Annotated in this window: 13 protein-coding genes; 4 read left to right on the top strand and 9 right to left on the bottom strand. The window is 71.8% G+C overall.

The window, feature by feature from the left end; translation table 11 throughout:
- Window positions 1-23 precede the first annotated feature (23 nt).
- Window positions 24-695, bottom strand: a complete 672-nt coding sequence (locus ACQPWW_RS12245) for a transcriptional regulator (RefSeq protein ID WP_433132181.1) — start codon at window positions 693-695, stop codon at window positions 24-26.
- Between the two features lie 231 nt (window positions 696-926).
- Here ACQPWW_RS12245 and ACQPWW_RS12240 point away from each other — a divergent pair, with 231 nt between their 5' ends.
- Window positions 927-1,784 carry an SPFH domain-containing protein gene (locus tag ACQPWW_RS12240; RefSeq protein WP_433132179.1) on the top strand — a complete coding sequence of 286 codons (858 nt, stop codon included), beginning with the start codon at window positions 927-929 and terminating at the stop codon, window positions 1,782-1,784.
- Between the two features lie 23 nt (window positions 1,785-1,807).
- Here ACQPWW_RS12240 and ACQPWW_RS12235 read toward each other — a convergent pair whose 3' ends face one another.
- The 4 genes from ACQPWW_RS12235 to ACQPWW_RS12220 form a co-directional block, all read right to left on the bottom strand.
- Window positions 1,808-3,082 carry an FAD-dependent oxidoreductase gene (locus ACQPWW_RS12235; protein WP_433132177.1) on the bottom strand — a complete coding sequence of 425 codons (1,275 nt, stop codon included), beginning with the start codon at window positions 3,080-3,082 and terminating at the stop codon, window positions 1,808-1,810.
- A complete protein-coding gene (locus tag ACQPWW_RS12230; RefSeq protein ID WP_433132175.1) occupies window positions 3,075-3,638 on the bottom strand; it encodes a TetR/AcrR family transcriptional regulator in 564 nt (187 codons plus the stop codon). The genes ACQPWW_RS12235 and ACQPWW_RS12230 overlap by 8 nt, the downstream gene beginning before the upstream one ends.
- 123 nt (window positions 3,639-3,761) lie before the next feature.
- Window positions 3,762-5,138: a permease prefix domain 1-containing protein gene (locus ACQPWW_RS12225; protein ID WP_433132173.1), complete on the bottom strand. Its 1,377-nt coding sequence runs from the start codon at window positions 5,136-5,138 to the stop codon at window positions 3,762-3,764.
- Entirely contained in the window at window positions 5,135-5,500 is a 366-nt protein-coding gene (locus tag ACQPWW_RS12220) for a PadR family transcriptional regulator (RefSeq protein WP_433132171.1), read from the bottom strand. The genes ACQPWW_RS12225 and ACQPWW_RS12220 overlap by 4 nt, the downstream gene beginning before the upstream one ends.
- 142 nt (window positions 5,501-5,642) lie before the next feature.
- Here ACQPWW_RS12220 and ACQPWW_RS12215 point away from each other — a divergent pair, with 142 nt between their 5' ends.
- Window positions 5,643-5,930 (top strand): hypothetical protein, encoded by a 288-nt coding sequence (locus ACQPWW_RS12215; RefSeq protein ID WP_433132169.1) that lies wholly within the window; start codon window positions 5,643-5,645, stop codon window positions 5,928-5,930.
- Between the two features lie 127 nt (window positions 5,931-6,057).
- Window positions 6,058-6,804, top strand: coding sequence for a phosphotransferase family protein (locus ACQPWW_RS12210; protein WP_433132167.1), 747 nt, complete (start codon window positions 6,058-6,060; stop codon window positions 6,802-6,804).
- A gap of 39 nt (window positions 6,805-6,843) precedes the next feature.
- On the opposite strand, the gene ACQPWW_RS12205 is transcribed toward ACQPWW_RS12210, so the two are convergent.
- From ACQPWW_RS12205 to ACQPWW_RS12195, 3 genes are all read right to left on the bottom strand, one after another.
- Window positions 6,844-7,956 (bottom strand): alcohol dehydrogenase catalytic domain-containing protein, encoded by a 1,113-nt coding sequence (locus ACQPWW_RS12205; protein WP_433132165.1) that lies wholly within the window; start codon window positions 7,954-7,956, stop codon window positions 6,844-6,846.
- Window positions 7,953-9,407, bottom strand: coding sequence for an aldehyde dehydrogenase family protein (locus ACQPWW_RS12200; RefSeq protein ID WP_433132163.1), 1,455 nt, complete (start codon window positions 9,405-9,407; stop codon window positions 7,953-7,955). Before ACQPWW_RS12200 ends, ACQPWW_RS12205 begins: the two co-directional genes overlap by 4 nt.
- Before the next feature lie 103 nt (window positions 9,408-9,510).
- The gene (locus tag ACQPWW_RS12195) at window positions 9,511-10,167 is read right to left on the bottom strand and encodes a TetR/AcrR family transcriptional regulator C-terminal domain-containing protein (protein ID WP_433132161.1); all 657 of its coding nucleotides are present in this window, start codon (window positions 10,165-10,167) and stop codon (window positions 9,511-9,513) included.
- Window positions 10,168-10,266: 99 nt separating this feature from the next.
- Here ACQPWW_RS12195 and ACQPWW_RS12190 point away from each other — a divergent pair, with 99 nt between their 5' ends.
- Complete coding sequence (locus ACQPWW_RS12190; protein WP_433132159.1) at window positions 10,267-11,439, top strand: acyl-CoA dehydrogenase family protein; 1,173 nt, start codon at window positions 10,267-10,269, stop codon at window positions 11,437-11,439.
- Between the two features lie 6 nt (window positions 11,440-11,445).
- On the opposite strand, the gene ACQPWW_RS12185 is transcribed toward ACQPWW_RS12190, so the two are convergent.
- Window positions 11,446-12,483 (bottom strand): aminotransferase class V-fold PLP-dependent enzyme, encoded by a 1,038-nt coding sequence (locus ACQPWW_RS12185; protein WP_433132157.1) that lies wholly within the window; start codon window positions 12,481-12,483, stop codon window positions 11,446-11,448.
- Between the last annotated feature and the right edge of the window lie 58 nt (window positions 12,484-12,541).

Here is a 12,541-nt window from a genome sequence, read left to right as displayed (position 1 = left end):
CGCGAGTCAGACTACGGCGTGCATTAACGATACGGCACCGATCCGTATCGTATGTGGTGGGCGTCACGTCCGGGAACGACGGCCAGGCAGGCGGCGACGGCGGTCGGCAGCGAGTCGAGATGCACCGCCGGCGCGCCGAGTGGCTCGATCCACCCCGGCCCCGCGCCGTACACCCGCAGGCGGGGGAAGTCCCGGGCAAAGCGCACCAGGCGGTACGCGCGGCCGGTGACCGGCGTCTGCGACCAGAGCACGACGGTGTGCGGGCGGGCCCGGTACACCGCGCTGGTCAGCGCCGGCCAGGGCAGCGCGGGCCCAAGATGCAGACAGCCACGGCCCTGCTCGCGCAGCGCGGCGACGAGCGCGTGCAGACCAAGGCAGTGCGCCTCCTTCTCCGCGCCGGCCACCAGCACCCCGCCGGCGGGCAGGGGCCGGCCCGGCTCCCGGCGGTGCACGTCCAACCCGACCCGGACGCCCTCGCAGAGGGCATGCTCGACGGCGACCTCGGCGGCGTTACGCCCCGGCAGCCGCGCCAGCAACGGGCGGCAGACCTGCTCCCAGAGCGCCGGCACGCCCCAGGCCTCGGCCAACTCCAGCACCAGCGTGGCGACTGCGTTGCCGTCCAGGTCCTCGGCAGCCAGCGAGACCTGCTTGTGCGCGCTCTCCACGGTCTCCGCCGGCATCGGCTCGGTCAGCACCAGACGTACCCCCGGATAGACATTCCCTACCCGGGGGTTCGCTGAAACGGCACGCGGCGGATGCGCCGGCGCGGGATTTACCGGCGGCGGGCCGCGCGGGTCGAGCCATGTCGATGGCGGTCACACCCGACCCGGGTACGGAGGTGCGCCGACGCCACTCCCCCGCGCCGTGACCTTGACCGGACCTCCTAGGTTGATGATCCACACAGCCCCGCGGAAGGTCCCCGCCCCATGCCTGTCGGCTTCACCACGGCGATCGCCTTCGCCGCCGCCCTGGCGGTCAGCGCCATCCTGGCCCTGGTCACGCCCGCGCGATCACTGAAGCGGGTGGCCGCTCTCGCGGCGCTCGGCTTCCTCGCCCTCACCCTGCTGGTCGGGGTCGCGTCCAGCGCCCACTCGGTGCCCATCCGCTCGGTCGGCATCGTCACCAGCTTCGGCAAGCCCACCGGCGAGGTGACCGGTTCCGGCCTGAAGTGGGTGGCGCCCTGGCAGAAGGTCGGCGAGTGGGACGCCGGCCGGCAGAAGTACGACCACATCGGCGGCGACAACTGCGTCCGGGTCCGCACCGGCACGCTCGCCGACGCCTGCGTCGAGGTGCTCATCGAGTGGCAGGTCAAGCCGGAGAACGCGCCGAAGCAGTTCATGGACTACAAGGGCGACTTCGACAGCTTCCGGGGCCAGCGGGTGGGCGTGCAGCTGGACAGCGCGGTCAACGACGCCTTCGCCGCGTACAACCCGCTGGAGAAGATCGACGCCCAGACCGGCGACCTCAACGTCGACCTGAAGCCGTTCGCGGCGAACATCAAGACCAGCGCGGAGACCCGGCTCACCACCGACGTGGACATCCTCTCGGTGACCATCACCCGGGTGAACCACGACGACAAGACCGAGGGCAACATCAAGGCGTTCCAGGACAAGCTGGCCCAGACCCGCAACCTGGAGCAGGACCGCAAGAACGCCGAGATCTCCAAGCAGATCACCGAGACCAACGCGACTGTCGACAAGGTGACCCGTTGCCTGGAGATCGCCGAGAAGAACGGCGCCAACCCGGGTCTCTGCATCAACCCGGGCATCGTCACCGGCAAGTGACCGACGCCGACCAGGTCAGCTGGTCAGATGGTGGCGGCCCGCTCCCAGTGGCGGGGAGCGCTGATCTTCGCCCAGCTCGTGCCGAAGGTCATCCGGCGCAGCGGTGGCGCGATGCCGCAGAGGCTGAACCAGCCACGGGTCAGACCCACGTTCACCGGGTTGCTCATCAGGCCCTGCTGGAGGGTCCTCAGGGCCAGTTCGACGGCCTGGAATCCGTACTCGCGCATCTCGGTCTCGTACTCGCCGATCGTGTCCAGCAGCGACAGGTGGCCGGTGCCGGCCAGAGACAGCTGGCGGGTGAGCAGGGCGGCGTCGCGCAGCGCGGTGTTGGCCCCGTTGCCGCCGGCCGGTGGCATGCCGTGCACGGCGTCGCCGAGCACTGTCACCCGCGAGGGCGCCCAGGGCGCGGGACGGTCGGACGCCTGGAACGGAAACGCGCTCACCTCGTCTGGTGGACACTCGTCGATCAGTCGGCGTAGCGCCGGGTGCCAGTCCGTGATCAGCCCGGCGATGTAGGCCTTCAGCTGTGGGCCGTCGAGACGCTCCGGACGCGAGGGGAACAGTTCGTTGCGGGCGACGAACGCGCACAGCAGATAGTCGTCCCCCACCGGCTTCCGGCGTTCGAACACGGAGGTGAACAGGAAGTGCGGCGCACCGGTCACGATGAGGTTCATGCCCTCGGCCAGCCGGGCGGGTAACCAGGCTCGGGTCTCGTCGGTCAGTGGCAACTTGAGCCCGACGCCCATCGCACCGGTGTCCCGCTGCGTGGCGGTCGGCAGGTACTGCGCGCGCACCCGGGAGTTGACACCGTCGGCGCCGACCAGGACGTCGCAGGTGGCGGACGTTCCGTCGGCGAAGTGCGCGGTGGGGCGACCGTCGGCGGTGAGCTCGTAGCGTTCGAACGCCTTGTCGTAGCGCACGGCGTCGTCGAGTCCGTCGAGGAGGACGCCGCGCAGCGTGTGCCGGTCGACCGGGTAGGCCCGTTCGGCGGGGTCGGGCTGGTCGGGATACATGACCGCGTCCTCGACGAGCACCAGCGTGCGCAGGTCCGTGCCCAGGAAGCCGAAACCGCCGCCGGGCCGGCCCGCGGTGTCCGTGAACGCCTGCCACTGTCGGTCGGGCAGGCAGGCCCGCAGCGACCGGCTACCCGCCGGGTTGATCGCGAGCCGGTAGCGGTCCACCCGGGCGTCGCGGCGCCGGTCCCGCTCGTACACGGTGGCGTTGATGCCGTGTTTGCGCAGACCCTGGGCGAGAGCGAGGCCGCCGATGCCACCACCGACGATGAGGACGTCAAGCATTGGTGAGTCCTTCTGGTGAGAAGAGGTCGCACAGCTGGTTGACAACCGACTCGGCCTTGTCGGGACGCAGGCGAATGCCCTTGACGGTGGCGATCACCAGCTCGACGCTGGCAGCGACGTCGAGGTCCACCGACCAGACGTGTTGCTCGATGCCTTCGGTGAAGATCGCCGCGAGCGCGTCCCGCCAGCCCTGCTCGTCGCGTTCGATGTCGAGCCCGGTGGACTCGTCCCGTCGAGCGCGAAGGTCGAGCTCGTCGAGCACGACGAACAACTCGGGCCGTTGCGCGACGGCGGTGGCGATCTCGCTGAGGTGTCGCCGCAGTCGGGCGGCGGGTCGCAGGTCGTTGTGCATCGTCGCCTCGAACTGGCTTGTCACGTGCTCGAGCACCGCGGCGATCAGATCGGCCTTCGTCCGGAAATAGTGGTGCAGGGTGGAGTGGTCGATGCCGGCCGCGGCAGCGATCGGCCGCAGCCGGAACCCCTCGAAGCCACCCTCGGCGATCGCCGCGAAGGCCGCACGGACCAGCGCCTGCCGGCGGTCGAGCTGTTCAGTCATCGTCAATCATCCCCAACCAAGTGGTTGGTTGATAGTTGAGCATCTGCGTGCCGACGTGTCAACCACCTGGTTGGGGAGACGTCCCGGCCCGGGTCGGACGAGCCGCGCCGGGCAGCGCGGCGGCTAGGCGTAGCTGAACAACGGGGGGAAGACGAGGACCACGATCCAGGCCCACGCCGCGTACACCGGCAGGTAGCCGGTCTGCCACCGTTCGAGCGTCGCGAACGGCGTGCGCCGGCGGATGAAGCTCAGCAGGAGCCACGCCGACCACACGAGGTTGACAAGCAGGATCACGTTCTCGCCGAGCGCCGCCGCCCGGTTGGGCGTGCCGCCGTACTCGTCGGTGATGCGTCCGGTGATCTCCACAAGCACCAGCACGTCGATGGCCAACGCGCTGATCACCAGGGCGAGTTGGAGTGTGTCGAACGGGCCGGCCGGGGCCAGCGGATCACGGGCCGAGAGCGAGTAGAGCAGCAGCCCCAGCACCACGACCAGCAGCAGGTCGAACAGGATCAGCGTCTCGCGCTCGACGTCGATGCCGCGGCTGGTCCAGACCACGGCGACGAGGAAGGCGAGCAGCGCGGCGGTGAACAGCGGCGTGAACAGCCGGGTGAGCACCGGCGCGATGTTCTCGACGACGCTCTGCTTGGCCTCGACCAGCCACCCGGCCACGACGACCGCGGCCGCGGCGCCGCAGGGCAGGAGCCACTGCGAGATGAACGCCTCCGGAACGATCCCGATGGCCGCGAAGGTGTTGAACAGGAACGCCGAGAGCACGCCGCCACCGAGGGCCATCAGCACGAAGTAGATGAACCACTCGCCGGTGAAGCGGATGAAGTCCATGCGTCGACGAGAGGAGCGCCAGTCGTCGGCCACGTAGGCCAGACCGACAACGAGCCACAGGGCGATGGGAAGGTGGACGGTGGTGACGACCACGGACTGCGAGTCGTCCGCCAGGGGGTACGCGTTGGCCGCTCCGACGCCGAGGGCGAAGAGCGCCACCAGCACCGCGATCACCGCCGGTCGGGCCTGTCGGCGCCAGGCCAGGAAGCCCGCCAGCCAGGGCAGCGCGAACAGTGTGGCGTTCCGCGCGTAGAACGAGCCGTCGTCGTCGAGGCTCAGCCCGAACAGCGCGGGCGCCTTGACGGACACCACCGCGCCCGCCGCGCAGCCGAGCATGACCCACAGGTCCCGGCGGACGCGCGTGCCGGCGACCGGGCTGCCGGAGTCGCCGGTCAACACCAACTGCTTCCACAGCCGTTCCGAGTGTTCCCGGGCGAACTCGCGGGAGAGGTCGTCGAGGCTGCCCATCCGCTTCACCGCGACCAGGAACGCCTCATCCGGGCTCAGGCCGGCGGCGATGAGCTGGTCGACGGAGCCGCGGAGGTGGTCTTCCAACTCGTCGGCGTCGACCGCTTGCAGTTCCCGGCGGCGCAGCACGTACTGGCGCCACTGCGCGAACTGGGCTTCCAACTCGTCCGGCGCATCGTGTGCCGTCATGCGAGGCCCTCCAGCGGGTGTGCCGTCAGTGGCGCACGGTCGTGCCAGATCTCCTTGAGCGCGCCCACCACGGTGTCCCACTGTCGACGCTGCTCGGCCAGCTCAGCCAGGCCCCGGTCGGTGACGCGGTAGTACTTGCGCCTGCGCTCACCGGCGACCGCCTGCCAGCTCGACTCCAGATAGCCGAGGCGCTCAAGCCGGTGCAACAACGGGTACAGCAGCCCCTCGGTCCAGTCCAGCTCACCTCCGGACAGCTCGTTGATCCGCCGGAGGATGGCGTAGCCGTAGCTCTCGCCCTCGGCCAGGATGCCGAGCACCATCGGTGTCGCCGAGGCGGCGACCAGATCCTTTGCGACCTTCATGAAGCCTCCCACCCCTAACCCTAGAAGTACGAGGCATAATACTGCTAGGTATGGCGGCGAGCGCAACGGATCGGACCCGAATCGCCGGCGCGGCCAACTGTGGTGCCGCGAACGGGCCCGCTCCGGGTTAGCCTTGGCGCATATGGCTACCTATCGCAGCGCCTCAGTGCTCCTCTCCGCGGACGGCACCAGGACTCCCGGCACCGCCGCGCTCTTCGCCGAACCAGCTCGTAAGGGCGGAACTCCGCCCTGGGCGGGCGACTTCCGACCGGCCAACAGCGCCGGCAACGGCCCCAAGAACGCGATCGGAAAGACCTTCACCCTGGAGTTGCCCAACGGCAGCACCGGCAAGGTCGTGGTCCAGGGCCTCAAGAGCGGCAAGGGCGGCGTCGTGCTGGCGCTGATGGGCGAGGACGCGCCACCGTTCTGACCCGCCGCACTGGTCCTGTCGCCCGGGTGCCCAGGGTTGGCCCTTCCGGAGTCAGCCCAGGGCACCCGGCCACGCACGCCACGTGTCTCCGACAAACCCGTGGAATGCCGATGGTCGGGTCACGATAATGGCCGCCGTGCAGGAGGTCGACGTCGTCGTCGCCCACCGCGAACGCGCGACCCTGCGCGTCGGCGACGTGTTCCTGAAGATTGACGCCGATTTGGGGCGCACCGACGTCGAGGTCGAGGCGATGGCGATAGCGCCGGTCCCGACCCCCGAGGTCCTCTGGCGCAGGCCGCCCGTCCTCGCGCTCGCCGCCCTGCCCGGGCGGGCGCTGGGTCGCCTCGGCGAGCCGTCCGCCGCGTCGTCTACAGCATGGGCCGCGGCGGGCGCCACCGTACGGGCGCTGCACGATGCGCCGCTGCCGCCCTGGCCCGGTCGAAGCCTCGACGAGCTGGCCACACAGCTCGACGGCGAGTGCGAGTGGCTCGTCACGAACAACGTTCTCCCCATCGACCTGGTCACCCGCAACCGCCACGTCGCCGAGGCCGCGCTCCGGCCGTGGACACCGGTGTTCACGCACGGCGACCTGCAGATCGCCCATGTGTTCGTCGACGGTGACGAGATCACCGGCGTGCTCGACTGGTCCGAGGCGGGTCGGGGCGATGCCCTGTTCGACCTCGCCACGTTGACGCTCGGGCACGAGGAACGCCTCGGCGACGTCGTGGCCGGCTACGGCGCCGACGTCGACCTCGACCTGATCCGGGCGTGGTGGTCGTTACGCAGCCTGCTGGCAATCCGCTGGCTGGTCGAGCACGGCTTCGACCCCTCGTCGCCAGGCTGCGAGGTCGACGTGCTGCGGGCGCGGATGTGACGAGCGGCCGGGTGCGCGACCGCGGCGGATCCGCTCGGCTCAGTCCAGGGTGACCACCCAGCGAGCGCCCTCGCCCCGCGCCAGCCGGGCGAACGCCGTGGGCGCGTCGTCCAGTGGGATCGTGCCACTGACCAACGCGCGCAGATCCAGCGCGCCGTCGGCCAGCTCGGCAGCCAGCGCCGGCACCTCGCGGTCCGGGTCGGACGAGCCGTACACCGAGGACCGCAGGGTACGGGCGGAGTGGAAGATGTCGAGCGCGCCGAGGCTGACCATGTCGTCCTTGGCGCCCATGCCGACTACTGTCACGACTCCCCCGCGCCGGGTCAGCCGCCAGGCAGCGCGGATGGTGGCGGCGCGGCCCACGCACTCGAAGGCGTGATCGACGCCCCGGCCCTCGGTACGCGCCCGTACCTCCTTGGAGAGCCGGTCGTCGGAGAGCAGGAAGTCGGTCGCCCCCGCGGCGACGGCCAGGTCCCGTTTGGCCTCGGCGACGTCGACAGCGAGGATCGTCGTGGCCCCGGCCCGGCGGGCGGCGGTGAGCACGGCGAGCCCGACCCCGCCGAGCCCGATCACCGCAACCGACTCACCGGGCGCCACCCGGGCCGTGTTGTGGACCGCGCCGACACCGGTGAGCACCGCGCAGCCGAGCAGCGCGGCCCGCTCCGGGGGCAGACCGGCGGGGATCGGGATGACGGCGTTCTCGGGCACCACCACCGCCTCGGCGAGCGCGCCGAGGCCGAGGGTCAGGTGCAGCGGGAGACCGTCGTCGGTCTCGCCACGCGGCACTGTCGGGGCCGTGGTGTCGGCGCAGAGCCACGGCTCGTCGTTGCGGCACCACCAGCAGGCCCGACAGGCCGGCGCCCAGTTGAGCACCACCGGGGTGCCGACCCGCAGACCGCTGCCCGGCCCGACCTCGGCGATCACGCCGGTCGCCTCGTGCCCGAGCACCAGCGGGAACCTCGCGGCGATGGTGCCGTTCACCATGGACAGGTCGGAGTGGCAGACGCCGGCGGCGCGGATCGTCACGCGCACCTCGCCGGGGCCGGGCGCGGGCAGGCGTACCCGCTCGATGCGCAGCTCGGCACCGGCCTCGCGCGCGACGAGCGCGCGGACGGTGACCGGCGCGGCCGGGGACGGCTCGGGGGCGCTCATCGCTGGATCGCCTTCAGCTCGCAGAACTCGGCAAGCCCGTGTACGCCCAACTCCCGGCCCAGGCCGGACTGCTTGTAGCCGCCGAACGGAGCGAGCGGATTGAACGGGGCGCCGTTGATGTCGACAGCGCCGGTGCGCAGCCGCCGGGCCACCGCCAGCGCCGCCTCGGTGTCGGCGGACCAGACCGCGCCGGCCAGCCCGTACCGCGAGTTGTTGGCGATGGCGACCGCCTCGTCGGTGTCGGCGAACGGGAGGACGGCGAGGACCGGGCCGAAGACCTCCTCCTGGGCGAGCGCGCTGTCGGGATGCACGTCGGCGAAGACGGTCGGGGCCACGAAGTGCCCCTGGGCCGGCACCGGAGCGTCCGGGCCGCCGGCGACCAGCCGGGCCCCGTCGGCCAGCGCCCGGTCGATGTGGCCGCGCACCCGCTCGGCCTGCGCGGCGGAGACCAGCGGGCCGAGCCGCGTGGCCGGATCGAACGGATCGCCGAGCCGGTAGCCGGCCACCGCCGTGGCGACCAGGTCGAGTGCTTCGGCGTACCGGTCGCGGTGCACGAGCATCCGGGTCCACGCGGTGCAGGTCTGCCCGGAGTTGAGCAGCGCGTTGCCGACGCCCACCTTGACCGCGCTGGCCAGGTCGGCGTCGGGGAGGATCACGTTTGCGGACTTGCCGCCCAGCTCCAACGCGACCCGGGCGATCCGGTCGGCGGCCACCCGCATGATCCGGGCGCCGGTGGCGGTGGAGCCGGTGAACGAGACCAGGTCGACGTCGGGGTGCCCGGCCAGGGCCTCACCGACCACCGGCCCGGTGCCGGGGACCAGGTTGAGCACCCCCGGCGGCAACCCGGCCTCGGTGACCGCGTCGAACAGCAGGTACGCGGTCAACGGGGTCAACTCACTGGGCTTGAGCACCACCGTGCAACCGGCGGCCAGCGCGGGCGCCAGCTTCGCCAGCACCTGGTGCAGCGGGTAGTTCCACGGGGTGATCGCACCGACCACGCCGATCGGCTCCCGGACGACGAGCGAGTTGCCGACGCTCTCCTCGACGGGTGGTCGGGCGGCGAGCGCGACGTGGTCGCGCAGCACTGTCAACGGCAGCCCGACCTGTACGCGGGTGGCGAACCGAAGCGGCGAGCCCAGCTCGACGGCGATGGTGCGGGTGAGGTCGTCGGCGCGGGCGGCGAGCGCGGCGTGCAACCGGTCGAGGTGGGCGGAACGCTCGGCGGGAGCGGTGGCCGCCCAGCCGGGAAAGGCGGCGCGGGCCGCGGCGACGGCGCGATCCACGTCGGCTGCCGTGCCGGCGGGGACCTGCCCGACCGGCTCGCCGGTGCTCGGATTCTCCACGTCGAGCACGTCGGTGCCGGCGGGAGAGACCCACTCGCCGCCGATGTGCAGGTGACGCCGGAGGCGCAGGGTGTCGGGCAGCTGCGACGGCGGGGCGGCGAGGTCCATGGCGTCCCTTCGGGGGTGGGCGACGGGCGGGGGCGGCGGATCGCGGCGGGCAATGGCGACGGAGTCGCGACGGGCGATGAAACTAGCGCTGGGAGTTTGGACGCTACCCGCTCGGCCGGGCGGACTCCACCGGGTCGACGGTGCGGGCGTACTCGGCCGCCAGACCGTGCAGCAACGCGTCCAGGCCGAGGGCGAAGGCGCCCTCGTCCACGCTCTGCTGGTGCTCGGCGAGCCGGTGCGCCTGCCGCAGGTGCGGGTAGTGCGCGGCGTACAGCTCCGGGTCCTCGACGAAGCCGCGGGCGAACGAGCCGAGCGCCGACCCGGCCACGAAGTAGCGCAGGGCGGCGCCGATGTGGGTGGCGCGGGCGGGCGGCCAGCCGGCGCGGACCAGCCCGCCGTAGACGGCGTCGGCCATGGCGAGGGCGGCCGGTCGGCGGCCCGGCCCCTGCGCCAGGTACGGCACGATGTTCGGGTGCGCGGTGAGCGCCCGCCGGTACGACCAGGCCCAGTCGCGCAGCGCGGCGGCCCAGTCCCGGCTGGCGAAGCCGCTGGTGTCGACGGCGCCGGTGACGGTGTCGGCGACCGCGTCGAGGATCTCGTCCTTGGTGGCGAAGTGGTTGTAGAGCGACGGCCCGCGGACGCCCAACTCGGCGGCGAGCCGCCGGGTGGAGAAGGCGGGCAGGCCCTCGGCGTCGATGAGCGCTGTCGCTGTCTCGACGATCAGCTGCCGGCTGAGCCGAGGCTGGCGGGGTCGGGGCACTGCGCTCCTCGCGGGTCTCGGCGGTGGGGGTCTGGACGGGACAAAACTTGCACCGCTAGTTTAAGGGTGACCGGCAGCTCCGACGCCAGGAGGACCACCGTGGACTTTTCGCTTACCGACGAGGAGCGGGCGGTGCGGGACACCGTCCGGTCGTTCATCAGCCGCGAGGTGATGCCCCTGGAAGCCCTGGTGCTCCGCCGGGAGCGGGCGCACCAGCCGGGCCTGGAGCACTCCGAGGTGCGTGAGCTGCAACTCAAGGCCCGCAAGTTCGGCTTCTGGGGCCTGGCCACCCCGGAAGAGTACGGCGGGATGAACCTGCCGGCCGTACTCCAGTCGTTGATCTGGACGGAGCTGGGCCGCACGTTCGTGCCGTTCCGCTTCGGCGGCGAGGCCGACAACATCCTGTTCCACGCCACCGAGGAGCAGAAGCGGGAGTTCCTCATCCCGACCATCGAGGGCGAGCGGCGCTCCTGCTTCGCGATCACCGAGCCGGGGGCCGGCTCGGACGCCGCGAACATCCGGCTCTCCGCGCGTCGCGACGGCGACGACTGGGTCCTGGACGGCGAGAAGACGTTCATCACCGGCGGCCACGACGCGGACTTCGCCATCGTGGTCGCGGTGACCGACCGGGAGAAGGGCGCCCGCAACGGCGGGGCCACCGCCTTCCTTGTGGACCGGAGCATGGGCTGGCGCTCGGAGTTCATCCAGACAATGGGCGAGGGCGGGCCCGCGTCGCTCATCTTCGACGGCGTCCGCGTGCCGCACCGCAACATCCTCGGCGAGATCGGGCAGGGCTTCACGCTGGGCATGGAGTGGATCGGCAAGGGCCGCTACACCATCCCGTCACACGCCATCGGCATCGCCGAGCGGGTGTTGCAGATGGCCATCGACCACGCCAACACCCGGGAGACGTTCGGCACGAAGATCGGCACCAACCAGGCCATCCAGTGGATGATCGCCGACTCGGAGACCGAGCTGGAGGCGGCCCGGTGGCTGGTGCTGCGCTCGGCGTGGACAGTCGACCAGGGCCTGGATCCCCGGCACGCGTCGTCGATGGGCAAGCTCTACGGCGCCGGCATGGTCAACCGGGTGGTCGACCGGGTGCTCCAGATCCACGGCGGCATGGGCTACACCCGGGAACTGCCCATCGAGCGTTGGTACCGGCAGGTCCGCCTCTACCGGATCTTCGAGGGCACCGACGAGATGCAGCGGCTGATCATCTCGCGGGACCTGCTGCGCGGCTACACCAAGATCGGTGGTCACCTCGCCTGAGCGCTGTCATCCCGTCAACGCCTCCAGCGCCGCGTCCACGTCGGCCTCGGTGGAGTAGAGGTGGAAGGAGGCACGGACCCGTCCGGCGCGGACCGCCGCGCGGATGCCGGCCGCCGCAAGGCGCTGCTCCGCGTCCGGCACGTCGACGCTGACGATGGCGCTCTCCCCCGGCGGCCGGCCCAGCCCGGTCAGGAACCGGTTGGCCAGCGCCACGTCGTGCGCCCGGATCGCCGGCACGCCGATCTCGGCGACCAACTCCAGCGCCGGCGCCGCGCCGACCCAGCTGAACCAGGCCGGTGAGATGTCGAACCGACGGGCGTCGTCGGCCAGCCGCAGCGGCGGGCCGTAGTAGGAGGCGTGCGGGTCGCGGCCCGCGTACCAACCGGCGGCGTCCGGGCGCAGCCGGTCCCGCAGCGCCGGGGCCAGATAGGCGAACGCGGTGCCGCGCGGGTTCATCAGCCACTTGTAGCCGCCCACGGCCACCACGTCGGCCCGGGTCCCGTCGAACGGCAGCCAGCCGCACGCCTGGGTCGCGTCCACCACCACCAACGCGCCGTGCGCGCGGGCCGCGGCCACGATCTCGTCGTACGCCGCCACAGCCCCGTCGGCCGACTGCACCAGGCTGAACGCGACCACGTCGGTGCCGCCGTCGATCGCGTCGACCAGGGCATCCAGCGGCACCGTACGGACCTTGACCCCGCGCTCCTCCTGCACCAGCCACGGAAACAGGTTCGAGGTGAACTCGACCTCGGGAACCACCACCGTCGCCCCGGCCGGCAGGGCCGCCGCGACCGGCGCGAGGATCTGCGACACTGCCGCGCCGACCGCGACGTCACCGGAGGGCACCCCGATCAGGTCGGCGAACACGGTACGGGACCGGTGCACCGCCTCACCCCAGCCCTCCCACGACGTGCGGCCGACCCGCCACGCGCCCAGGGCGTCCTGTAGTGCCGTCCACGCCGGCTCGGGCGGCAACCCGTAGGAGGCGGTGTTCAACCAGCCGGGCTCCGGCTGCCACAGCTGCTGCGCCTGCTCGATCTCCATCTCGTCGACGCTAGGCGAGGCGGCGGCGGACGGGCACGACCAATCCGCGACCGGCGGC

The organism is Micromonospora sp. CA-240977 (genome assembly GCF_050942285.1).
Lineage (GTDB): Bacteria > Actinomycetota > Actinomycetes > Mycobacteriales > Micromonosporaceae > Micromonospora.
The sequence above is the reverse complement of the archived record's forward strand: the minus strand, read 5'-3'. Positions and strand labels throughout refer to the sequence as shown.

Coding starts and splice junctions, on each gene's coding strand:
- ACQPWW_RS12240 (WP_433132179.1), top strand. CDS start 927: ATGCCTGTCGGCTTCACCACGGCGATCGCCTTCGCCGCCGCCCTGGCG.
- ACQPWW_RS12235 (WP_433132177.1), bottom strand. CDS start 3,082: ATGCTTGACGTCCTCATCGTCGGTGGTGGCATCGGCGGCCTCGCTCTC.
- ACQPWW_RS12230 (WP_433132175.1), bottom strand. CDS start 3,638: ATGACTGAACAGCTCGACCGCCGGCAGGCGCTGGTCCGTGCGGCCTTC.
- ACQPWW_RS12225 (WP_433132173.1), bottom strand. CDS start 5,138: ATGACGGCACACGATGCGCCGGACGAGTTGGAAGCCCAGTTCGCGCAG.
- ACQPWW_RS12220 (WP_433132171.1), bottom strand. CDS start 5,500: ATGAAGGTCGCAAAGGATCTGGTCGCCGCCTCGGCGACACCGATGGTG.
- ACQPWW_RS12215 (WP_433132169.1), top strand. CDS start 5,643: ATGGCTACCTATCGCAGCGCCTCAGTGCTCCTCTCCGCGGACGGCACC.
- ACQPWW_RS12210 (WP_433132167.1), top strand. CDS start 6,058: ATGGCCGCCGTGCAGGAGGTCGACGTCGTCGTCGCCCACCGCGAACGC.
- ACQPWW_RS12205 (WP_433132165.1), bottom strand. CDS start 7,956: ATGAGCGCCCCCGAGCCGTCCCCGGCCGCGCCGGTCACCGTCCGCGCG.
- ACQPWW_RS12200 (WP_433132163.1), bottom strand. CDS start 9,407: ATGGACCTCGCCGCCCCGCCGTCGCAGCTGCCCGACACCCTGCGCCTC.
- ACQPWW_RS12185 (WP_433132157.1), bottom strand. CDS start 12,483: ATGGAGATCGAGCAGGCGCAGCAGCTGTGGCAGCCGGAGCCCGGCTGG.